Annotated in this window: 20 protein-coding genes; 14 read left to right on the plus strand and 6 right to left on the minus strand. The window is 48.4% G+C overall.

Annotation, left to right across the window (positions count from 1 at the left end; genetic code table 11):
- Nucleotides 1-633, minus strand: coding sequence for a biliverdin-producing heme oxygenase (locus ACJJI4_RS06170; protein ID WP_282933364.1), 633 nt, complete (start codon nucleotides 631-633; stop codon nucleotides 1-3).
- A 227-nt stretch (nucleotides 634-860) separates the two neighbouring features.
- On the opposite strand from ACJJI4_RS06170, the gene ACJJI4_RS06175 reads away from it, so the two are divergent.
- The 4 genes from ACJJI4_RS06175 to ACJJI4_RS06190 all read left to right on the plus strand — a co-directional run bounded on the left by ACJJI4_RS06175 (nucleotide 861) and on the right by ACJJI4_RS06190 (nucleotide 7,818).
- Nucleotides 861-1,376, plus strand: coding sequence for a sigma-70 family RNA polymerase sigma factor (locus ACJJI4_RS06175; RefSeq protein ID WP_282933363.1), 516 nt, complete (start codon nucleotides 861-863; stop codon nucleotides 1,374-1,376).
- A 29-nt stretch (nucleotides 1,377-1,405) separates the two neighbouring features.
- Nucleotides 1,406-2,392 (plus strand): DUF4880 domain-containing protein, encoded by a 987-nt coding sequence (locus ACJJI4_RS06180; protein WP_282933362.1) that lies wholly within the window; start codon nucleotides 1,406-1,408, stop codon nucleotides 2,390-2,392.
- Between the two features lie 263 nt (nucleotides 2,393-2,655).
- Nucleotides 2,656-5,373, plus strand: coding sequence for a TonB-dependent receptor (locus tag ACJJI4_RS06185; protein WP_444927423.1), 2,718 nt, complete (start codon nucleotides 2,656-2,658; stop codon nucleotides 5,371-5,373).
- Nucleotides 5,374-5,391: 18 nt separating this feature from the next.
- Entirely contained in the window at nucleotides 5,392-7,818 is a 2,427-nt protein-coding gene (locus ACJJI4_RS06190; RefSeq protein WP_444927424.1) for a PKD domain-containing protein, read from the plus strand.
- A gap of 108 nt (nucleotides 7,819-7,926) precedes the next feature.
- Here the strand turns inward: ACJJI4_RS06190 and ACJJI4_RS06195 are convergent, their stop codons facing one another.
- The 4 genes from ACJJI4_RS06195 to ACJJI4_RS06210 form a co-directional block, all read right to left on the minus strand.
- Nucleotides 7,927-9,408: a ricin-type beta-trefoil lectin domain protein gene (locus ACJJI4_RS06195; RefSeq protein WP_444927425.1), complete on the minus strand. Its 1,482-nt coding sequence runs from the start codon at nucleotides 9,406-9,408 to the stop codon at nucleotides 7,927-7,929.
- A gap of 295 nt (nucleotides 9,409-9,703) precedes the next feature.
- Entirely contained in the window at nucleotides 9,704-9,985 is a 282-nt protein-coding gene (locus ACJJI4_RS06200; RefSeq protein WP_282933358.1) for a 2TM domain-containing protein, read from the minus strand.
- 165 nt (nucleotides 9,986-10,150) lie between these two features.
- Nucleotides 10,151-10,780, minus strand: a complete 630-nt coding sequence (gene maiA / locus ACJJI4_RS06205) for a maleylacetoacetate isomerase (protein ID WP_444927426.1) — start codon at nucleotides 10,778-10,780, stop codon at nucleotides 10,151-10,153.
- 76 nt (nucleotides 10,781-10,856) lie between these two features.
- Nucleotides 10,857-11,987, minus strand: coding sequence for a homogentisate 1,2-dioxygenase (locus tag ACJJI4_RS06210; RefSeq protein ID WP_444927427.1), 1,131 nt, complete (start codon nucleotides 11,985-11,987; stop codon nucleotides 10,857-10,859).
- 273 nt (nucleotides 11,988-12,260) lie between these two features.
- On the opposite strand from ACJJI4_RS06210, the gene ACJJI4_RS06215 reads away from it, so the two are divergent.
- The 7 genes from ACJJI4_RS06215 to ACJJI4_RS06245 all read left to right on the plus strand — a co-directional run bounded on the left by ACJJI4_RS06215 (nucleotide 12,261) and on the right by ACJJI4_RS06245 (nucleotide 18,573).
- On the plus strand, nucleotides 12,261-12,761 hold the full coding sequence (locus tag ACJJI4_RS06215; protein WP_282933355.1) for a MarR family winged helix-turn-helix transcriptional regulator: 501 nt from the start codon (nucleotides 12,261-12,263) through the stop codon (nucleotides 12,759-12,761).
- Nucleotides 12,762-12,787: 26 nt separating this feature from the next.
- Nucleotides 12,788-13,978 (plus strand): amino acid aminotransferase, encoded by a 1,191-nt coding sequence (locus ACJJI4_RS06220; RefSeq protein WP_444927428.1) that lies wholly within the window; start codon nucleotides 12,788-12,790, stop codon nucleotides 13,976-13,978.
- A 69-nt stretch (nucleotides 13,979-14,047) separates the two neighbouring features.
- The gene (locus ACJJI4_RS06225; protein ID WP_444927429.1) at nucleotides 14,048-15,439 is read left to right on the plus strand and encodes a class II 3-deoxy-7-phosphoheptulonate synthase; all 1,392 of its coding nucleotides are present in this window, start codon (nucleotides 14,048-14,050) and stop codon (nucleotides 15,437-15,439) included.
- A 335-nt stretch (nucleotides 15,440-15,774) separates the two neighbouring features.
- The gene (locus ACJJI4_RS06230) at nucleotides 15,775-15,999 is read left to right on the plus strand and encodes a hypothetical protein (RefSeq protein ID WP_444927430.1); all 225 of its coding nucleotides are present in this window, start codon (nucleotides 15,775-15,777) and stop codon (nucleotides 15,997-15,999) included.
- Nucleotides 16,000-16,225: 226 nt separating this feature from the next.
- Nucleotides 16,226-16,621, plus strand: coding sequence for a hypothetical protein (locus ACJJI4_RS06235; RefSeq protein WP_444927431.1), 396 nt, complete (start codon nucleotides 16,226-16,228; stop codon nucleotides 16,619-16,621).
- 333 nt (nucleotides 16,622-16,954) lie between these two features.
- Nucleotides 16,955-17,662 (plus strand): hypothetical protein, encoded by a 708-nt coding sequence (locus tag ACJJI4_RS06240; RefSeq protein WP_444927432.1) that lies wholly within the window; start codon nucleotides 16,955-16,957, stop codon nucleotides 17,660-17,662.
- Nucleotides 17,663-17,757: 95 nt separating this feature from the next.
- On the plus strand, nucleotides 17,758-18,573 hold the full coding sequence (locus ACJJI4_RS06245) for a DUF817 domain-containing protein (protein ID WP_413665245.1): 816 nt from the start codon (nucleotides 17,758-17,760) through the stop codon (nucleotides 18,571-18,573).
- 28 nt (nucleotides 18,574-18,601) lie between these two features.
- Here ACJJI4_RS06245 and ACJJI4_RS06250 read toward each other — a convergent pair whose 3' ends face one another.
- Nucleotides 18,602-19,672 (minus strand): alkene reductase, encoded by a 1,071-nt coding sequence (locus ACJJI4_RS06250; RefSeq protein ID WP_444927433.1) that lies wholly within the window; start codon nucleotides 19,670-19,672, stop codon nucleotides 18,602-18,604.
- A 95-nt stretch (nucleotides 19,673-19,767) separates the two neighbouring features.
- On the opposite strand from ACJJI4_RS06250, the gene ACJJI4_RS06255 reads away from it, so the two are divergent.
- The 3 genes from ACJJI4_RS06255 (at nucleotide 19,768) to ACJJI4_RS06265 (ending at nucleotide 21,653) form a co-directional block, all read left to right on the plus strand.
- The gene (locus tag ACJJI4_RS06255; RefSeq protein WP_413665247.1) at nucleotides 19,768-20,739 is read left to right on the plus strand and encodes a LysR family transcriptional regulator; all 972 of its coding nucleotides are present in this window, start codon (nucleotides 19,768-19,770) and stop codon (nucleotides 20,737-20,739) included.
- A 147-nt stretch (nucleotides 20,740-20,886) separates the two neighbouring features.
- A complete protein-coding gene (locus tag ACJJI4_RS06260) occupies nucleotides 20,887-21,255 on the plus strand; it encodes a VOC family protein (RefSeq protein WP_444927434.1) in 369 nt (122 codons plus the stop codon).
- An 11-nt stretch (nucleotides 21,256-21,266) separates the two neighbouring features.
- Nucleotides 21,267-21,653 carry a RidA family protein gene (locus ACJJI4_RS06265; RefSeq protein WP_413665249.1) on the plus strand — a complete coding sequence of 129 codons (387 nt, stop codon included), beginning with the start codon at nucleotides 21,267-21,269 and terminating at the stop codon, nucleotides 21,651-21,653.
- The last annotated feature ends 65 nt before the right edge of the window (nucleotides 21,654-21,718 follow it).

Here is a 21,718-nt window from a genome sequence, read left to right on the forward strand (position 1 = left end):
TTAGGGTGTAGCGGGCGCTAATAATTGTTCGACATTTTGTCGTGCAAAAGCAAAGGCCTGTTTGGCCCCACTGAGGGCTACTTCTTTTTGCTCTTCGTTGAGTTCAAGAGCATCTAACGCAGTTTTGAATTGGCGCCAGTGTAACCCGCGACCGTCTTCATGTCCTGCCAAGTGGCGTGCGCCGAACTCTTCTGATAAATCCAGATGTTTGCGCGCGTACTTGAGAAGGAATGCTGCTCCTAAGTTGGAGCCTTCGACTACATAGAGCCAGCCAAGTGCAGAGTGGAAATCACTAATTGTGACTTCTGCTGCGGCTTGCTGATCAGCTTTCAAATCACTCTTGGGCATTTCGAAATCAGCACAGTCCTGGAGGACTGCTTCAGAGCGGTCTCTCTCTTTCAGGCCGGGCAAAAAATTATTTAATTCGTCACTTTGAAACCAATCAGACACCGCTTGATGCAATCGCGACTGCGTGCGAACAAACAGTGCATACCGCTCGCGATTGGAAAATGGTGACAAGGACATAATGCGTTTATCAAGACTCTCGTGGGTCGTATTAGTGCCTTCTTTCAGCCAAGCGGAAAAGGTGGGCTCTGTGGGTTCAATGGATTGGCATTCTGCTGGATTGCTCACGGGTTTTTTCCAAAACAAATTAAACAATAACCGCCCGGTTATTCCGGTGGCTTTGTAATGGGTGACGGACCAAATTCAAATTAACCCATCCCGTTGATCAATATTTTTTGAAAAATTCACCGGGTTATTCCAAATTGATATAACATTCTCAGCTCAGCTACTTTAAATGAGAATAGATATCATTTACAGTCCCCGCCCTCAAAAGATTACAGCGCAAGGTCTGAGTTTTGGCCCCGGAAACCCCTTCAACCCCAGGATTTGATGAGCTTTACCAAGAGCACCACGAGTGGCTTGTCCGTTGGATAGCGCGCCGAACTTCCGGTGTTGATAATGCCCAGGATTTAGCTCAGGACACTTTTATTCGTCTGCTGGATAGGCCGAGCCTGCCTGCGGGAATTCGAAGCCCGAGGGCTTGGTTAACCAAAGTGGCCGGGAACCTGCTGATCGACCAAGCCCGTCGCCAAGTGCTGGAGAAAAATTATTTAGCGCTGCTGGAAAATTTGCCGGAACCGGAATGTCCTTCCCCAGAAGATAAGTGGGAGCTATTGGGGCTTTTGGAGCAAATCGATCAATTGCTCAGTGGTCTGCGCCCGATAGAGAAAACGGTCTTTCTAATGGCGAGACTAGACGGCTTAACATACCGCCAGGTGGCCGAGCAGCAGGGGTTGAGCCTTTCCTCAGTAGAGAAATACATCGCAAAAGCCATGCTCAAATGCTATGCCGCTGCGTACGATAACGAATAATTTTCTATGGACTTGGAACTTGCTCGCTGATGTCAAACGCCCCAGAAAAAAATAGAGAAAAAATTCCTGAAGCGGTGCTGTTGCAAGCCGTTAGCTGGCGCGTTCGCCTGGGTTCCGGTGAGGCGCTTGACTCAGAGCGCGATGCTTGCAGTCAATGGCGTTCGGCGGACCCTCTGCATGAACTGGCGTGGCAGCGTTTTGAGCGGATGGAGTCACCTCTAGATACGGTGGCTCGCCGAGCGCCGCGTTTGGCCCATTCCACCCTAAATCAAACCGATGCAGAAATTCGCCGTTTAAATCGCAGGGCTGCTCTTAAAACCATGGGCGGTGGTGTCCTTGGGGCTTTTGCCGTTGGCCTGGTGGGATATGACACCGGTTTGCTGAAGTATATGTCCGCCGATTATTCTTCTGGTTCTAAGCCGGCCCAATATACTCTGGATGATAAGAGCCAGGTCTGGTTAAACACCGGAAGTGCCATTGAATGGGAGTCGGGCACAGCAATCCGTTCCCTTGTGCTGACTAAAGGTGAAATGCACTTGACCAGTGCCGCTGACCCGAGGCCAATGCAGGTATCGGTGCCTCAGGGGCAGCTGATTTCCCATGACTCACGCTTTTTTGTGCGCAATGGCGATGGCCACACGATTTTGCAGGTTGTGGAAGGTGGGGTGCAGGTTCAACCGAGTGCGGATATAGAGCCCTTTGCAGTTAAAGCGGGTGAGGCTTATCGTCTTACTGGAGCCGGTTCGCTCGCTCTGGACAGCAAGATGTTTGATTACAGCGGATGGATTGACGGGGTGCTTTCAGCTCGGAGCATGCCATTAGGGGCACTGCTTGAAGAGTTGTCTCGCTATCGAGTTGGTTTTTTACGCTGTGATCCGGCATTAAGAGATCATCAGGTTTCCGGGGTTTTCCAGCTTCACGATATCGACACCATCCTAAAAATATTGGCGCGTTCGGCGGGAGCTGAACTGAGCTATACCACGCGCTGGTGGGCAACGATTCAATTGCCGGGCTGATAGTAAGTCGTATCGCTCCCTGCCTTCCCCTATGCGTCCGGGCTGACGGTTTTTTCGGAACGGGCAACCTTTAATTCCTGCTCTTATTGCCAGATGACCACAAAAAAGTTATCCGAAGGTGTCATTTTTTATTTTTGATGACGCTTTTGATTGCTAGTTTTCCCTCCGAAGCAAAAAAAACAAAATAATTCTCATTTAGATTACGGGTTTTTGATTTTCGTTCGGCTTCCTAGTTATACACCTGAGAATAGGAAGCCGCTTAAATGCAGTCCCGCGCCCCGAGACATATTTTGCCCACCTTGTTGGCACTGTTGTTGGCCGTAGTTCCCGTATCGAGTTTTGCGCAATCCCAGCAGGGCAATACAGCGTTGATCGAATTCAGTTTGCCAGCGGGCAATCTGGGAGATGTGCTCAACCTCTATTCACGCCAGGCCGGGGTAACGCTCTCTTTCGACGAGAGCCTGGTGGAAGCTATTTCTGTTCCAGCACTATTTGGCAGCTATCGTGCAGAAGAAGCTCTGTTGAGCTTGTTGCGCGGTACTAATCTGCAAGCGGTTCCCGTTGGTAGCGGAGCCTGGCTGATCCAGTCCGCTGGCGAGCAGGATCTGATGGTGCTGGACAGCATTCAGGTTGAGACTCGTGATGGCGGTGAAAAAGACCAGGCATTTCGCGAGTCCGGTTCAGTAAATATTCTCACCCAGGAAAATATTGAGCGCTTTCGCGGTACCAGTGTTGGCGATATTTTTCAGGGCACTCCCGGTGTACTTATCAGTGAAAACCGCAATTCCGGTGGTCTGGATGTCAATATTCGCGGTATGCAAGGGCAGGGCAGGGTTCCTGTCTTAATCGATGGCAGTCGCCAGGAAACCACCGTTTATCGTGGTTATGCGGGAGTATCTAGCCGCAGTTATATTGATCCTGACTTGATCGGTTCCATGCGTATCGACAAGGGGCCGGTAATGACAGCCGAAGGCACTGGAGCCACCGGTGGTGTTGTCAGTGTCAATACCCTGCGAGCGGAAGATGTCGTTAAACCCGGCGAATTGTCGGGTTTCCGTGTTCGTGTCAGTGGTATTGGAAACAATAGCGAGGCTCCAGAGGCTGGTACTTACGCTGGTTACCACTTGCCGCGCCCTGTTTATCGCTCCGATTGCCGTTTTGCTAGTGATTGCACAGCTGACTATACAATGCCGGACAGCTTTGCGCCGGACCATGGAATGGACAGGCCCAGCCTGTTGGATTTTGAGGGTTATGCGGCGAGCTTTGCGGGCGCCCAGCGTTTTGAGTGGGGTGATCTGGTATTGGCTCACGCCCAGCGCGAACAGGGAAATTACTATGCGGGTACTGATGGCCCCGCGCCGGAAGTGGTTATTGGTGAGCCTCAAGAAATGGCTTGGTATACCGAGACTAAGGTTGAGCTAGAGAGTGAACTGGGAGAAAGCATCCCTTACCGCGCCGGGGAGCGGATTCCGAATACTAGTTTTTCTAGCGATTCCTGGTTGTTAAAAAGCAGTCTCCATTTGCCAAAAGACCAAAGTCTTGAGCTGGGCTATATCCGCTATAACAGTATCTTTGGTGAGATGATGCCCTCGCAAGTTCTTTCAAATTTCGGTCAGGCGCGCGAGTGGCTCGATAGTGAAGTGCTTAACCAAACCTACACTGCACGCTATCGTTGGCAGCCGGTGGAATATGATTGGGCCGACTTGCGTGTCAATTTTTGGCACACCGATGCGGTCACTGATCTGAACACACCGAATATATTCTCTATCGAGCTGGAGGATAATATTGCGCGAAATGACGATTATCAGCGCTTTGGCCTTGATATCACCAATAGTATGCGCTTCTACCCCATGGGTGAATTGCGCTGGGATTATGGTGTTTCTGCACAGTGGGAAGACTTGGATAGCGATACCCAGACCGCTGAAGGTATTTATGCGGGTTCCCGCAGTGGTGGGCGCGATGAGTACAGCTTGTTCACCGGTATTGAATGGCAACCGTGGCCGGAGTGGACGCTGGAGTCTGGAGTTCGTTATACCCATTTCTCTTCAAAAGACAATAATCCCCTCCCGTTGAGCATTGATTCCGATTTTTGTGTAGATAATGGGGAAGGGGGCTGTGAGGACGTTTACTACAGCAATAGTCGCTCCGGCACTGCACCTATTGTGGTTTTGACATGGGAGCCGATCAAGGGTTTGCAATTCTATGCCCGCCATGCGCAGGCTTTGCGTATGCCGAGCCTGTTTGAAGGTACCACTGGTTTCTCATCGAGCCCCGCACTGGATATCACCCTTAAGCCTGAGCATGCAAAAAATAATGAGGTTGGGATTAATTATCTTAACGGCCAGTTATTTGAAACTCATCATCAACTCCGAGCGAAAGTTGCTTACTTCGAAAACCATGTTGACGACTATTTGACTCGCACCGGGGTCAACGCCAATGAAGAAAAGCAAGGTAGCGGTATCTCCGATTTATTCCGTATGCGAAATATCGATAGCCTCGACCTTGAAGGTTTTGAGTTCAACCTTGGATACGATGCCCTCTGGTGGTTAGTTGAGCTGAGTGCTACCAAATACAGCCACATTGAAGTCTGTGATGTTGCCAGCTATGTGCGTACTTACTGCACGGATTGGGGTATAGAAAACAGTTATTTCAATAATATGGTCCCACCTAACTGGCATGCCAGTGCGCATATTGGCTTCCGTTTATTCCAGGAAAAATTGGAATTCGGGCTGCGCGGTACTTTTATGGGGGAGCGAAACCCTGTTCCTTATTACGGCGATCAAGCTGGATTTACTGAGCCGGTGCTGTGGCAGAGCTACGAACTGTTAGATTTTTATACCAGCTTCCAATTTAACGATAGTTTTTCGGTGGATTTCACCGTCGACAACGTAACCGATCAATATTACATCGATGCTTTGAGTCTCGGCTTGGTGCCTGCACCGGGACGTACGGCAAGACTCAGTCTCACTTATCAATATTAAACATTTGGAGTTCCACAGATGAAAAGAGCAGCAGCCCTTATCGGCATGCTATGTCTGTCTCTCGTGCTGGCCGCCTGTGGTGGCGGTGGTTCGGGCGACGGCTCAAATAATAAACCTACCGCCAGTATCAGTTTGTTGTCCCCTGTAGACACAACTTTCTCCTTGGCTGGCGGTGATGTCACTGTTCAATTGAGCGGTACTGACAGTAGCAGCTCGCGAGATGCAAGCCTGACTTATCGTTGGGAGCTGATTGAGTGGCCTGAGCTTAGCCTGGCAGAGTTGGCCAGTACTGAGGATGCCTACACAGAGTTTACCGCTGACCTTCCAGGCGACTATGTTGTGAGCCTGATTGTGGATGACGGTACTGAAACCAGTGAAGCATCCCGTATAACGTTGACTGCAACCAGCCCGAATCCAGTAGCAATTACTGAGCCGGTGCACAGTGTTATCCTGGGTACTCAGACCCTGGGCCTTGATGGCAGCTTGAGTACTCCGCCAACGGGTGAGACTGGAGATCTGGAATATTTATGGGCCCTGGTTGAAAAGCCTCTCGACAGTGCTGCGTACCTGACTAACAGTGACTCTAGCCAAGCTACATTGCACTTGGATATCGAAGGTGACTACAAACTTGAATTAGTTGTTACTTATAATGGAGTTGCCAGTGAGCCTGCGGAAGTTCTGGTAACCGTTTCCGCCGGTGATGCTCCACCTGTTGCAGTAACAGAAGACCAGACGATTACTCTAGGTGAAGAAGTCGTACTGGATGCGAGCGAGAGTTATGACCCTGAAGGTAACTCTCTGCAATACCGTTGGAAGTGGGCTTATAGCCCAGTGGAAACTGATGGTGTTCCGGTTCCCGAGTTAGAGGGAGAGACAACGTCTACCGTTAAATTTACTCCTATTGCGGCAGATACTTACAATTTAATTTTGTTTGTTTTTGATGGCGCAAGAAAGAGTGAGGAGCGTGAAGTTACTATCGTAGTTGAAGCCGATTCTGAAGCGGAAGTCAATGAAGCTCCGATTGGTGAGATAGAAGCTACTGGTTATTACCCATCCTACAGTATTGGTGAGCAAGAGCTGGGTCTTCGCGCTGAATTTAATTTTGTCGGCTATGACCCTGAAGGTGATGCTCTGCAAATTATTGAAGCGGAGCTAATTGAAAAACCTGAAGGTAGTGTTGCCGAACTGGTTGATATTGGTTCTTGGAAACCGCTGGGTAAGAAAATCCAAGAGTTGGATGTGGTAGGTACCTATCGCGTAAGCATGACCGTATCTGACGGAACCAACCAGATAGACCTAGAAGCTACTATGGAAGCCAAGATTGGCAAGGTAAATGGTTATCCTTCTACCCGCAGTGTCGAAGCTCAGTCCAAGTCTGTGCTCGTTGGCGATGCCTTGGTGTTTGATGCCTCCAGTAGCGACCCTAATAATGATGAAATGACCTTCCACTGGGAGCTGGTTGACCGGCCCGATGGGAGTAATGCAGTGATTGAACCGGTTACCGAACCGGAGAGTGGGGAGCTTCGCCGTGCTCAGGTAGTTACCGATGTGCCGGGTTCCTATACCGCTCGCCTGATCGTCAGTGATGATCGTGGTCTATATGCCAAAACCTACTCTGAAGACGATGGTCTTGCCAAAGTCTCCAACACGGCACCAGAAATCCGCTCTGTAGTTTGGGTGCGCAACTGGGGTAGCTTATCCACCGGTGAAGATTATTACCAAATCCTGCCCTGTATGTCCCTGCTGCATCGCCCTGTGGTGGTAGATGCCGACGGTGATGAAGTATTCACTTATGAAGAGCTGATCAGCGCGCCGGAAGGTGGTGAATTTACCAGCTATCCAGATAGTGAAGATTGTGAAAATACAACTGGTACCGTATTTTCGAAAGCGGGCACCTACGTATTCCGCTACTACGCCACAGATTTGATTGATGATGCGCCGGAATACGATTTTGTTGTAGAAGTTGAGCCCATGAGCGAAGCCAAGGGCGTGCGTCTGCGTAATATCAACTCCTGGGAAGAGAACCTTTGGCTGCCCATGCCGTACGAAAATATTCCAAGCTACGGTACTCCGTCAGATTTACGGTGGGATACATCCCCTACCGAAGATGAATACCTACAATGGTCTCTGACTGCAGTTGATGCCGATTACACTATTGAGAATGTACAGGTGAAGCATATCAATGGCGATTTGGCTAGCCTTACACCATGGTTCGAGGGTGTTGCAGAGGGACAGGTTATTAGCGAGGGAGAGTCTCTGGACTTCAAGACATGGGTACCCTCTGTTCCCTGTATGCGCACAGATGAAAAAATAGAAGGCTTCCATTTCTCATTTAATATTAAAGAAATCCCGGAGTTGACCTTCACCTACGAAACCTGGGTAGCCATAGATGATGGTATCTTTAGCGAGGGCTGGAGACAGTGTGAAGCAGGGGAGTTAAATTAATCTTTCAGAGTTTACTTCTGCAATAACACATATTATTGCAGTGGTTCTATAGCATTGTGACCTCTATGAGAAAGGGCGCCTTTACAGGCGCCCTTTTTTAATTTGACTTTAAAAGCTGCTCTGCTCCCAATCTTCGACAGGTTCTAAAACAAACTGCTGGCTCTTATCGTTCTTATCACATTTATAAACCTGAAGACGCTCACCCTCTTCGGTTGAGCTGCCCGGTGCGTCTATACAATAGGCCCAGTTCTTATCTCGGTTCTGGATGATACCGCTTGTTTGAATTTGCCATTTTTCCGAATTGCCGCCGTCACAATCCCACAGGTGCATTTTATCGCCGTTATCAGCAGAGCCAGTGTTGAAGTCAACACAGTATTTATTATTACCCTTGGGACGGAGTTGGCCTTCAGCAGTATAAACAAACTGCTGTTCATTGCTGGAGCCACAGTTGTTCATATTTAGGTTTGAACCATTGCTATAGCCCTGGGAGACGGTCATGCACAAGTCAGCATTTGAGGCAGAACGGATTCTCAAATAGCCGGGAAGACTTCTCCTTACTCCTACAAAAGGAATTGCCGTGCCAGTATAATTGGGGGTGGTTGCGACTGTATCAGGATCTATCCCAATTGCAGTGGCACCATGTGCGATTGCTGTAAATATGTAGCCGTAGTCGGTATTGCTAAAATCGCCAGAACTATCCCATAGGTGCATCAGCTGTTTGGTTTCAGCGGCTGCGTTGGCTGTTATCTGGTAATGATCGCCAGCCTGGACATTGCCGCAAAATATTCTTTGCGAACTACTGCTGTCTATTGAATCAATGGAGCCGGTAAATTCTTCTGGATCTGCGGTATCTATATCAGGACATAAAAATGCGCTCATCTCGTAAGAGTCTAATGCGGATTCCATTCGATTATTGACGTTGCCTGATTGTCCTCCGGTAAAAATAACGATTACTTTTTTGCCGTTATTTAATAAGTTGCCAACGCTAGGCCATCCCGTACTTGTAAGCGTGGTACGGTAATTTTCTGAGGAAGAAATCTGTTGTAAATATGTAAGCATATCCTGGTAGCTGTACTGAAGGTCGCCCAGCTCTTGTTGGATATACTGGTCAAGCAAATAAATTTCATCTGCATACCAGGCGTTAAACCAATCTAAATTGGTTTTCATATCGATATACAGCATTATTGGCGCTTCAATAGTGTTAACGGAGAGCCAGGATTTGATATCGTCCAGACAGTGTTCCAGACGATCATCGTCTCCGTTGCTATTGCACATGTGATTACCGATGTCGTTTTGTCCATGAGCAACATAGGGCCCATGGCTGCTACCTTGCCAGGCACCGTGATCTACGACATCGATTTCCAGTGATCGAAAGCCTTTGTCGAGCCAGTCAGTCAGTGTTTCACCGTTTTCTAGCCGCTCATAGCTGTTATGGGGCTGTAAGTAATAAAGCTCATCAATACGATACTCACTGGTGGCCGCTTCTGCTTGGTAATCGGGCCAGTGAAAAGTGTCAGCTTTACTGATGCTGGGTATAGATACCCAAAGTGATAGACATAGAGCGCCTGTAGAGACTTTGAGGAAGGACATTGGGGTTCCTGTTATCATTTTAATAGTATATTTATTATTTGTTATATAAAAAGTGTGTTAATACTTTGTTACCAGAACTCGATAATTTAAGCCTGTTAATTAACTGTTTTTTTTCAAACGGCATTGGGATGCGTAGATTTTTATTTAGATTACAGGTAATTGTTCGTAAGTAGGCAAGTGTTTGGAGTTTTTGCGTTGACAGTGAGGGGCTAGGAGAAGAGTACTTTGGGAAAGTACTCTAACATCTAAAGCATATGCTTGTATTTGGCGATGCTCCATCGCACACGATTTATTGCTATTTACGCCCCATTCTCTTATCTATCTGCTTTCTCTCCCAATCTTCACCAAAGAAATTAAATAAATTGAAGGTGCTAATTGCATGGGAGGCGAGCCCTATACCCCAGCCAAATGCCGCCCAGAGTGACCATAAGTATCCTGGGGCGAGTATTAAGTTGGCAATTACTAGTCCCGAGATAACTAATAAATAGGTGATTAGGTGTTGGTAAAAGCTCTTCAGCTTCTTGACATGCTTAATGACTTCTTTTTCTTTGGGGGAGATCTGGTCTTGGGAGTTCATATTGATGACCTCGGCTGATTAGCTACAGCAGTGGGGAATATTATTATTCGAGTTATTTTCAAGTTTGGATAGAGATATTAACCACAGGCAATGAAATGTGGCAAGTAGTGAAATTTTCGAGTGTATGTAGGATGCCCGATGCGACCGGGCATCCATAAAAGGGTACTACACAATACAGTCTGGTTGTTCTGAAGGGTGGGCTTTAATAAAGGCCGGTAGTTCATTGCATGCGTCTGTGATTTTCTGGATTTTGGGATATTGGGTCATATCCAGGCCAAAGCGCTCCGCACTGTATACTTGCGGGAGTAAGCAACACTCGAACAACCCTGGATTGTCTCCAGCGGCGAAAGGCGAGGGTCTTAATTGCTTCTCCAGTGCGGAGAAGCCCAGGTGTATCCAGTGCTGAATCCATTGAATTTTTTGCTCATCACTGACTTTGAGTTCAGCCTGGAGGTACTGCAGAACCCTGAGGTTCTGTATAGGTTGAATATCGCTGGCAATACTTTGCGCGAGCGCGCGGATATGTGCGCGGGCTTCAGGAGCCTTTGGAAGTAGCGCTGGTTCTGGATGGGTTTCATCCAGCCATTCCAAAATGGCGAGGGATTGGGTGAGACTGGTTTCGCCATCATTCAGGGTTGGCAGTAGCCCGTGTGGATTCAGCGTGCGGTAGTCGTCTCCGTGCTGATCTCCCTTGAGCAGGTTTACCGGGTGATACTCGTATTCCAGGCCTTTCAAGTTGAGCCCGATACGCACTCGGTAGCTGGCGGATGAGCGAAAGTATCCGTAAAGGTCCATTCTCTTTCCTTTTCTTTGTTTTGGCGTTTGGCTGTTTGAATGTCAGCCTTCTTGGTGTTGTCTGGATGCGCTGTATTCACTTTGGCTTCCAGGAGTTTACATAATCTGTTAGCTCTACGGCATGGGCATCCGGGAGAATATCCCAGGGGGTGCGGCTGTCGATCATTACAGCAACTTCATCGGTTTCCTTGCGTGCATGCCGGGCTCCGGTAGCAAATGCCTTGGGGTGGGGGCCGTGGGTAAATCCCATGGGGTGGAGGGTAAGCATCCCCGGATGAATATTGTCGCGGCTAAAGAAGTTACCGCGGTGATAGAAGATGAGTTCATCAAAGTCATCATTGTTGTGAAAGAAGGGGACTTTGAGTGCGCCCGGGTCACTCTCAATCGGGCGGGGTACAAAAGTCGCTACAACAAAACCTTGTGCGATAAAGGTGGTATGAGCTGAAGGGGGGAGGTGGTAGCGGTGGCTCATCAGCGGGCGTATATCGCGCCAGTTGATGCGAACGGCCAGGTTGTCCCCAGTCCAACCACAGGCGTCCAGTGGGTTGAAGGGGTAGGTAATGGTCGACAGTTGTTGCCGGGCCTTAACCACAACCCGCCACTTATCATCGCCCTGTTGATCGAGGAAGGCTTTATCTATACGAGGCACATCCAGCATCGCTTGGTCAAAAATCGCATTGGGGCCAAGGATCCCTTTTTCGGGGAGCTGAAAATGGCTGCCTATCGCCTCCACCATCAATAGTTCCAGTGGCTCATCCTCGGTCGGCGTCAGGCGCCATAAGGTGCCGCGGGGCAGCAGGATATAGTCTCCATCGCGAATAGAGAGATGGCCAAAATCACAGAACAAGTCGCCGCTCCCATTGTGTATAAACAGGAGTTGGTCGCCGTCAGCGTTGCGCACCAGATGATCCATAGGCTCCCGGCAGGTCCAGAGGGCGACCTGACTATCCTGGTTTCGCAGGATCGGCTTTTGATCCCAGGGGCTTGTTCCTTTGTGCTTCATTTGCGTGGCATCAAAAGCGTGGGGACGCAGTGGACCTTCGAACTGACTCCAGCCGGTGGGGGGATGACGATGGTAGAAGTGGGTGCAGGGCCCAAAAAAACCCTCTTTGCCCATTTCCCTTTCAAAGCTGTTGGGTGGGAAATCTGCATGGGCTTGGCGGCTTGTACTTCCTTCCGTTCGCGGAAAGCTGATCCACTGTTTCATAGCGTGGCCTCGCTTCTGTGCGGATGGTTCGAAGGTGTGGCGAAAAATTGAGCATCTCAGCGCCACTTACACGCAAATTTCTTGCGCCATAGACCCAATTAGTTCGCAAATATGGCGCAAAAAAACCTATACTGTCCGGCCATTTTTTCGTATGGCCCGGTAACTTTTCCAGAAAGTATTTGTGCCGATAGTGGTTACAATTGAAACCAATGTTAGTTAAATTGAGTATCAGGTACAACCGGGACACCCGAGCAGGCAGGTTTGAGGGCAGCTATGACAATCGAACAAAACACGCGACCCACGGTTGTTGAGAACGACGAGCTGCGCCTCGAAAAGTTCTTACCCTACCGCCTCTCGGTACTTTCCAACCGAGTGAGTAATGCTATTGCGCAAGCTTATGGTGCGCGCTTCCACCTCACCATTCCCGCTTGGCGGGTGATGGCAATTCTGGGTCGTTTTCCCGATTTATCTGCCGCCGAGCTGGTTGAGCAGACGGCGATGGACAAGGTCGCAATCAGTCGGGCCGTCTCTTCCCTGTTAAAGAATGACTACATTACACGCAGTGAAGATCCCGGTGACCGGCGCCGGCAAGTGCTGAACCTGTCGGAGCTGGGGCGTGATATTTATGCTCGCATAGTGCCGCTGGCCCATCAGTACGAGAATGACTTGATGGCATCCCTCTCCACTGAGGAGCGGGAACAACTGGATAGCATTATTGATAAGTTAATGGTGCGCGCGAAGGAATGGTCTGAGCGCGGCCTCGTTGATGAATAAATGAGATAACTAAGAGGAGTTTTCAGATGTTTGAGCATTTAAACAGCCTTCCGCCAGATCCGATTTTGGGCCTTTTGGCCAGCTACCGCGCGGATGAAAACCCCAGTAAAATTGATCTCGGTGTGGGCGTCTACAAAGATGAGGCAGGCCATACCGCTGTCTTGCAAGCCGTCAAGGAAGCCGAAACCCGCTTATTACAGGGTGAGGAAACCAAGGCCTATATCGGCCCGGCCGGAACTCCAGGTTTCAACACAGCCATGCAGGAGCTGGTACTGGGTGCCGGGCACCCCGCGTTGGTGGGCGGTCGCGTTCGCTCAGCTCAAACTCCCGGTGGATGTGGTGCATTAAGAGTTCTGGCGGAATTGATTAATCGCGCCAAAGCTGGGGCAACCGTGTGGGTGAGTGACCCCACTTGGGCTAACCATGTGCCGCTTCTGGGTAATGCGGGCTTGCAAATCAAGAGCTACCCCTACTACGACCGCGCTACCAGCAGTTTGCAGTTCGACAAAATGGTCGAGACTCTGAAGGATGTGGGTGAGGGCGATGTTGTTCTTTTCCACGCCTGCTGTCATAACCCCTGTGGTGCGGATCTGTCCCGTGAGCAGTGGAAAGTGTTGGCGGAAATGGCGCAAAAGCAGGGCTTCACGCCGTTTATCGATATGGCCTATCAGGGCTTTGGCGAGAGCCTGGAAGATGATGCCTACGGCCTGCGCTTAATGGCTGAGTCCGTTCCAGAAATGCTGGTTGCGGCTTCCTGCTCGAAAAATTTTGGCCTCTATCGCGAACGTGTCGGCCTGGCCATGGTGATTTATGCGAATGGTGAAGCCGCCAATAAAGGCCATAGCCAGTTGCTGAGCGCTATTCGTGGCAACTATTCCATGCCACCTTCCCACGGTGCTGCCATTGTAGAATCTATTCTTACTGATGCGGGACTGAAAGCGAACTGGGAAGCTGAGCTGACCGAAATGCGCGAGCGTATTAACGGTTTGCGTGCTGGATTGGTAGAAGGGCTCGCCGCAGCGGGTGCTGCCGGTGAGTTTGGCTTTATCCGCCAGCAGAAAGGGATGTTCTCATTCCTGGGTATCAATCCCGAACAGGTACAACAGCTGCAAAAGGACTATTCCATTTATATGGTGGACTCGAGTCGCATCAGTATTGCCGGCCTGAGTTCCAATAATATGGAATACTTCTGTAAGGCTGTTGCCAGCGTGCTGTAAATTCGGCACATTTGGGGGTGAGCAATATGCTCACCCTTAAGATTTATCCTTTAGAAGTAAGAGTGAAAGATGGAAGTTGAGCTAGGAGTCCCAGTGCCCGAATCCCCCACCCAAATTTGGACCCCCCAGAGCTGGCGAAACTTCACCGCACATCAACAGCCCGAATACACGTCTGCCGAAGATGTTGCCCAGGTGGCTAAACAGCTCTCTGGTCATCCGCCCCTGGTTTTTGCGGCAGAGGCTCGCGAGCTGCGCCGTCAGCTGGCTCAGGTTGCCGAGGGGAAAGCCTTCCTTTTGCAGGGCGGCGATTGTGCTGAATCTTTTGCCGATTTTAATGCAAACCGCATTCGCGATACTTTCAAGGTATTGTTGCAGATGGCTGTCGTGCTCACCTTTGCCGGTAACCTGCCGGTGGTGAAAGTTGCGAGAATGGCCGGCCAATATGCCAAACCCCGTTCGGCGAATACCGAGACGGTGAACGGAGTAGAACTACCCAGCTACCGTGGCGATATTATCAACGGCATTGATTTTACCGCTGAAGCGCGCATACCTGACCCTCAGCGGATGGTAACTGCTTATAACCAATCGGCAGCAACCCTGAATCTACTGCGAGCTTTCGCCCAGGGGGGATTGGCCGATCTGCATCAGGTGCACAAATGGAATCTCAGCTTCCTGAAAAATAACCCTCAGCGAGAAAAATATGCCCAGCTGGCGGAACGCCTTCAGGAAGCTTTAGAGTTTATGGCGGTATGTGGTGTTACCTCAGAGAACTCTCCCGCAATTCGTGAGACTTCACTCTACACCTCTCATGAGGCGCTATTGCTTGAATACGAGCAGGCACTGACACGAACCGATAGCCTTACTGGCAAATGGTATGACTGCTCCGCACATATGCTGTGGATTGGTGAACGCACTCGGCAACTGGATGGCGCTCATGTGGAGTTTCTCTCCGGTGTTTGTAACCCGATTGGGGTGAAAGTTGGTCCAAAGATGCAACCGGATGAGCTGCTGCGTTTGATCGATAAGCTCAACCCCGAGAACGATGCAGGTCGCCTTACACTGATTACCCGTATGGGCGCCGATACTTTGGGAGAAAAATTGCCTGCATTGGTGCGCGCCATTCAAGCGGAGGGGCGCTCGGTGGTATGGAGCACTGATCCCATGCATGGCAATACCGTTAAAGCGGGTAACGGCTATAAAACTCGCGATTTTGAAAAAATCCTGCGGGAAATTCGTGACTTTTTCTCGGTACACTGGGCTGAGGGAAGCCATCCCGGCGGTATCCATTTGGAAATGACCGGACAGCATGTTACTGAGTGCACTGGTGGAGCTTGGAAAATTTCTGAAGCAGACCTCGCCAGTTGCTACCGCACCCAATGCGATCCGCGACTAAATGCCGATCAGGTGTTAGAACTGGCGTTTTGTGTTTCTGAATGGTTGCGCGCTGGTCGAATCGCTTAATTGGCTGTTCTCTTTAATTAAGAAATTCTGAATGTAAAACCTCTTATCTTGAGCCTTTGGCTCGAATAAGAGGTTTTCATTTCTCTCGACTGAAACTCCCTCTAAATCAGTATTCTATATTTGTCAGACTGTATGTGAGGAGCTGCTCCTGTTACAGTTAAGTCATTCAAGCTGAACATTCTCCAGGTTTTACTTCGATTGAAAGTATTTAAGTATCAATTAAAGCCACCTCATTTATTAGATTAGGGGATGGATATCCCTTAAACGACATTGTTGATAATATTTGATAGTTTATTCTGTCAATTTTTGTAAAAGTAAAATTGTAGGGTGGGGTAATGGTGCGGACTATCGAGTTTTTGTTGGGATTATGTCTTGTTGGCCTTGGTATTTATCGGGGGATCACTGTAGAAATCGATGTTTACGCGATAATGCTAGTCGTATTTGGTATAGGTTTGATGGCACGATGGTTCGGTTCCTCCAGTAGAGATGAGGATGATGGTTGGTTCGATAGTGATTCTGGTAGTAGTTCGAGCGGTAGTTCTTGCAGCAGCGATGACTAGTTTCTGTCTGACAAATTATTCTTGGAGGCTGTTATATTTGCTGGTTGTGCGTGCGTTGACTCGCATTTATCGGGGTGAGCTATTGCGCTGTTAATACCCGCCAATTAGAATTTATGCCCTGTGCAGGGGGCTTGAATATTCTGATGAGAGGCTGTCTACCTCCTTTATTTGGGGGCTTTACCTTGCTGTATTTATTCTATTTATAATATGAAAATTGGGGGAAGTTATGACCAATCCGTATGTGGCACCAACCTCGGATGTGAGTACTGATGCTGTTAATAATTCTGGACAGAAAAGCGATGTTATCCCAGAGGGAGTGAAAGGTTGGAGTTGGGGTGCCTTTTTCTTGAATTGGATATGGGCAATTTTCAATAAAACCTATATCGGTTTGCTGGCTTTGATTCCTTATATTGGGTTAATTGTTGCTATTTACCTGGGAATTAAGGGGCGCGAACTCGCCTGGAAAAATAAGCAATGGGAAAGCCTTGAGCATTTTAATTCTGTTCAGAAAAAGTGGTCTGTTTGGGGTGTTTGTTTGTTGATAATTCCTATTTTGGGTATTCTTGCTGCAGTAGCGATACCTGCCTATGTAGACTACCAGAATGCGGTAGGAGCTCAGTAGTTCGGGTTCTTTATCGACAAAGGGTTTGGCTTCCCGCCATTCCCTTTCTGATTAATTCCCTGACTTTTCATTCCTCTCTCTATAACTAGTATGACTGTATTTTCAATGTAATTAAGTCATGTTCAAATTCCAAGAAGGGCGCTACAAGCTTATTGAAGAGTGTGGTGTTTAAGTTTTGATCGATTATGCCGGGATAGGTTTAGAAATAAGGTGTAATCGATTTCGGTCTTTAAATCTGTATCATGTACCATTTTGCACTGACTTGGAGCTTAAGTGACTTGTCAGCAGTGCTAGCTAACCAGCTTGACGCTGGTTGTATAGGGATAAAGCAAAATGACAGATATGGTAGAGGGACATTACTCAATCAGTCGCAGGAAGTTTTTGGCTGCAAAAATATTGGGCGTATTGTCGGCATTAGTAGCAGTGCTATGGGCACTTACCCAGTATCTATTTCCTGAGCCCATGATTTACCTATACGGCATATGGCGCCCTGAGTATTTTGTAGCCTTTATGGCCATTGTGATTGTGTGCACTTCGCTATCTCTATGTATTTGGAGCTACTTAAAAAATCGCTACCTATTTGGTGTGGTTGTGGTTTTGGCTTATTCGATCTCCTGTTTTTCATTTTTTATTCTGGGGAAGGAGTATCGCAGTCCGGATTTTGTTGCAGGTCTTCCAAAAACGACTTCTGAAGGTGGTGTTGTTTACCTGCAAGGGGTCGAGATTCATCACAATCATTGTGTAAGACAGGGCGGTACAGTGCAGTGCCGTATGACCATGACTAATCGGAGAAGTCGGCAAAAAGTAAGGCTTTCCTCCTGGCGCCTGATTATGAAAGATGGCGCTGTCTTCAAGGAGTATGAGGCATTTAGGGGTGGGCAGGAAGTGAGGGGAATGGTATATCTGGAGCTTCCCCGCGGTTCTGAGGCCGAGCTGGAAATCGTGTTTTTTGAAGTCCCTGAGAACTATACTGAAATCTTGAATCTCGGCTTTAAGGCCGGGAGTAAAGAGTTTGGATTTAAAAACATAAATGTCAGATAGTTTTTTCTAAAGATAGAAAGGTATTGGAATCGGTAGGCTTGAAGCCACAGAAATTTTCCTCTTAGGTGTTGTTTGCAGTGTTATCAAGTGTGGATTTGAAACGATATATTCGTGAGTTCTGGTTGTTTGGCTTGAGGCAGGCTTATGCCTGTATTTTTGGTGGCTTCTTGCTGGGAATTATGATTGTCACCAACTATTGGTATCCACTGGAATCGATTCACCGGTATGACTTTATCTTTTTGGCTGCTATAGCCTTTCAGGTCTTTCTTCTAGCTACAAAACTGGAAACATTCAGGGAGTCAATAGTTATTGTCGTATTTCATGTCGTTGCGACCGTCATGGAGATATTTAAGACCTCCGATGCTATTGGCTCATGGAGTTACCCGGAAGAGTACTTCTTTGGAATTGGTAATGTGCCACTGTTTACAGGGTTCATGTATAGCGCAGTGGGCAGTTACATTGCTCGAGTGTGGCGAATTTTTGAATTTGAATATTCTCACTATCCATCGAAATTGCTGACAGTTGTTCTGGTTGTGTTTATCTATGTCAACTTCTTTACACATCACTATATCTGGGATTTCCGCTGGGCGTTACTAGCGGGAACAGTGTTATTGTTTTATCGAACCAATATTTACTTTAAGGTCGTTGAAAAGCATCGCTCTATGCCGCTTCTTTTGGGGTGGTTGCTGGTAGCACTGTTTATTTGGTTTGCTGAAAATATTGCTACTTTTGCAAATATATGGATTTACCCTAATCAATCCCATGAATGGCAAATGGTATCTCTGGCGAAGCTCAGTTCATGGTATCTACTGATGCTGCTGAGTTTTGTACTGGTCTCACTGATTAATAACGTGAAGATCCGCTCCGAGACTGCTGGTGCTCCGAGTACGGAAAGCAGGTCGCCCGCTTAAGGCGACCTAGCTGCTTGCTCCTTAAAGGTTAGGGCATTGTGGGGTAATCGGTATATCCGTTTGCGCCACCGGTATAGAAGGTGTTTGGGTCTGCTTCATTTAAGCTCGCATCGGCTTTAAAACGCTTTAGCAGGTCCGGGTTCGCCAGGAATGGAACGCCGAAGGCAACCGCATCTACTTGCTGCTGCCCAATGGCTGTATTGGCCTCATCTCGCCCGTACCCCATATTGCCAATCAGATTGCCCTGATACAGTTCCCTTGCTGGAGTCAATACATCTCCGAGTTGCTCGCCGAGGAAGTCGGCTCGCATCAAGTGCCAGTAGGCCAAATTATATTCATTCAATTTTGATGCAAACCAGCGAGTGTGTCCCTCAGGATCGCTATCGCGCATGCTGTTGAATCCGTTTAGGGGAGAAGTTCGCAATCCAACTTTGCCGGAGCCCCAAACTTCGATAACGGCCTCCAGAACTTCAAACAGCAAGCGTGCACGATTCTCTAAAGACCCACCGTACTCGTCTGTTCTAAGGTTTGAGCCATCCCGCAAAAAACTGTCCAAGAGATAGCCGTTTGCACCATGAACCTCAACTCCATCGAAGCCAGCATCTCTAGCATTGATTGCTCCCTGTTTAAAAGCCGCGATAATTCCTGGGATCTCCACAGTTTCAAGGGATCTTGGGGTGGTGTAAGGTTTTTTTCCGTTCGGTGTGTGAACCGTATCGTCAATGGCGATTGGGCTGGCTGCAACCGGCGTTGTGCCATTATTCAAATCGGGGTGACTGGCTCGCCCACCGTGCCAAAGTTGCAGGAATATCTTGCCGCCTCTCTCGTGAACGGCGTCAGTTACTTGTCTCCAGCCTTCGATCTGTTCCTGGGAGTAGATACCTGGCTCAGAAATAAAGGCTGAAGTTCCCTCTGCCACCATAGTTGCCTCGGCAATAATCAGGCCGGCGCCAGCCCTCTGTGCATAGTACTCAGCCATTAAAGGGGTAGGTACGTGGTTTTCAGCTCTTGCGCGGGTCAGGGGGGCCATCACCGCACGGTTGGCAAGCTTCACATCACCTAATTGAATACCTGTAAACAGATCCTGTGTCGCAGTCATCTTGTGTGCCTCAATGTTGTCACGAAAAGCAGTTGTCTATCGATGGCGCACAGACTAAGCTCACAGCTTATTGGAAACAATAAGGTGTTTGGAAATTGATTGTTCGCGATTTGGAAACTATAGACTTTCGAACTTTATCGATCTTTGTGACCACTTGCAGACTGCTGAGTCTCACCCAGTGTGCCGAGGAGCTGGGGCTGCCCAAATCTACAGTGAGCAAAGCCATTTCGAAGCTGGAAGAGCAACTGCAAGCCAAGCTGCTGGAGCGCTCTACACGGAAAATTGAGATTACTGATGCGGGTAGGGTTACCCTTCGCCGGGCCTCTTTACTGGTGGAGGAGTTTAAATCCTTGCGCGAGGATGTGCGGGAGATAGAGCAGCAAGTACAGGGGTTGCTGCGTGTATCGGCCCCCCCGGCCATGGGGAGCTACCTGGCCCAGTATATTTTCCCTCCATTTCTCCAGCAGTGGCCGAAAGCCCAAATCTCGCTGGAGCTATCCAACACTTTTGATGACCTGTTTATTCAGGGTATAGACCTGGCAATTCGTGTCGGGCAGATCGCCGATGACCGTTTGGTGGCGAAAGAAATCGGGTATACGACTCAGGTTCTGGTAGCCAGTCCGGACTATTTAAGGGAATACGGAATACCTGAGTCACCCCAGGAGCTCAGGCAGCACAATTGTATTACAGCCGGGACTGCCCCTGAGTCTGCTTTTTGGACTCTAGTATCCGAAAACAAAACGGAATCTATCGAAGTGCGAAGTAACTTCCATTGTGGCAATCCAGAAACGGCAAAAAGGGCTGCTGCTGGCGGGGTGGGAATAGCTCAAATTCCGGTTAACAGCATGATCTGTGAGTTGGAGAAGCAGGAGTTAATACGAATATTTCCCGAATGGCACGCGATATTTATGCCAATTTATGTAGTCTATCGGCCCGGAGTCAATAAGCCCAAGAGAGTCTCGGCACTGTTGGAGTATTTAAATGAAATTAAAGGCCGGTTTGAGTTCGGTCCTGATCACCAGCTGTGCCAATATGAAACCTGCCCGTTGACTACTGGGAATTTGTAGATTTTAGGTAGGGGCAATAATCTGGAGGTGCCGTTCTCACTAAATAGAGACCTGATCACGGATTGAAAACTTTGAAATACAGTAGTTGCTTTAGCGGTTAGACCATAAAATCTTAGGTTTTACTTTTCCAATAGGGTGCTTTACGACATGATTTCTCATATAACATTAGGTACAAATAACTTGCCAAGGGCGGGGCTGTTTTATTGCAAGATTTTAGCCCCTATTGCTGCAGAGGAAGTTTATCACTCTGATACAGTTATTTTCTGGCAGTTTAAAGGCTCCTCCACAAAACTTGCTGTTACTGCTCCCTATGATGAAAAGCCGGCGAGTATTGGTAACGGTACAATGTTAGCCCTTAACGTTGGCAGTATTGATAAAGTCGATAAGATCTTTTCTATAGCGCTTGGACTTGGAGGGACATCTGAAGGTGATTCAGGCTATAGGAATTCGGAATCTTTTTATGGGGCCTATTTTAGGGATTTGGATGGAAATAAAATAGCCGTATTTACTCGTTAGAAGGAGTTAAAGTGAGAAAATTGGTAAGTTCCGGTTCATACCTTGAGAATCCCATAGGGTTTTCAAGAGCCTGTAGGATCGGGGGGCAAATCGCTATATCGGGGACCGCTCCTATATCAGAGGGCAAAACTGCCTTTATCGGTGATGTTTATGGCCAGACCAAACTCTGCTTGGATATTGCGGTCGCTGCTCTGAAGGAGGCTGGTGGACATCTGCCTGACGTTATTAGAACCCGGATTATGTTAGTTGATATAAAGCGCTGGGAGGATGCGGCCAGGGCACATGGGGAACTGTTTTCAGATATTCGCCCTGCCTGTACTTTTGTGGAGGTTAAGGGGTTTATTGACTCTAATTGGTTAGTGGAAATTGAGATGGATGCCGTTGTCTCTGAAAGTTAATTTGAAAAGGGGGTAATGCCGACCTGAAATAGTAGCATTGGCAGTAAAGGGGGGCGGGGTTATTG

The sequence above is a fragment of the Microbulbifer maximicatervae (SeqCode) genome, from assembly GCF_052467305.1.

Excerpts from the sequence above, each read along its gene's own strand:
- ACJJI4_RS06220 (WP_444927428.1), top strand. The coding sequence starts at position 12,788 with ATGTTTGAGCATTTAAACAGCCTTCCGCCAGATCCGATTTTGGGCCTT.
- ACJJI4_RS06180 (WP_282933362.1), top strand. The coding sequence starts at position 1,406 with ATGTCAAACGCCCCAGAAAAAAATAGAGAAAAAATTCCTGAAGCGGTG.
- ACJJI4_RS06240 (WP_444927432.1), top strand. The coding sequence starts at position 16,955 with ATGACAGATATGGTAGAGGGACATTACTCAATCAGTCGCAGGAAGTTT.
- ACJJI4_RS06235 (WP_444927431.1), top strand. The coding sequence starts at position 16,226 with ATGACCAATCCGTATGTGGCACCAACCTCGGATGTGAGTACTGATGCT.
- ACJJI4_RS06185 (WP_444927423.1), top strand. The coding sequence starts at position 2,656 with ATGCAGTCCCGCGCCCCGAGACATATTTTGCCCACCTTGTTGGCACTG.
- ACJJI4_RS06215 (WP_282933355.1), top strand. The coding sequence starts at position 12,261 with ATGACAATCGAACAAAACACGCGACCCACGGTTGTTGAGAACGACGAG.
- ACJJI4_RS06195 (WP_444927425.1), bottom strand. The coding sequence starts at position 9,408 with ATGTCCTTCCTCAAAGTCTCTACAGGCGCTCTATGTCTATCACTTTGG.
- ACJJI4_RS06250 (WP_444927433.1), bottom strand. The coding sequence starts at position 19,672 with ATGACTGCGACACAGGATCTGTTTACAGGTATTCAATTAGGTGATGTG.
- ACJJI4_RS06200 (WP_282933358.1), bottom strand. The coding sequence starts at position 9,985 with ATGAACTCCCAAGACCAGATCTCCCCCAAAGAAAAAGAAGTCATTAAG.
- ACJJI4_RS06225 (WP_444927429.1), top strand. The coding sequence starts at position 14,048 with ATGGAAGTTGAGCTAGGAGTCCCAGTGCCCGAATCCCCCACCCAAATT.
- ACJJI4_RS06190 (WP_444927424.1), top strand. The coding sequence starts at position 5,392 with ATGAAAAGAGCAGCAGCCCTTATCGGCATGCTATGTCTGTCTCTCGTG.
- ACJJI4_RS06230 (WP_444927430.1), top strand. The coding sequence starts at position 15,775 with ATGGTGCGGACTATCGAGTTTTTGTTGGGATTATGTCTTGTTGGCCTT.
- maiA (WP_444927426.1), bottom strand. The coding sequence starts at position 10,780 with ATGGACCTTTACGGATACTTTCGCTCATCCGCCAGCTACCGAGTGCGT.
- ACJJI4_RS06260 (WP_444927434.1), top strand. The coding sequence starts at position 20,887 with ATGATTTCTCATATAACATTAGGTACAAATAACTTGCCAAGGGCGGGG.
- ACJJI4_RS06210 (WP_444927427.1), bottom strand. The coding sequence starts at position 11,987 with ATGAAACAGTGGATCAGCTTTCCGCGAACGGAAGGAAGTACAAGCCGC.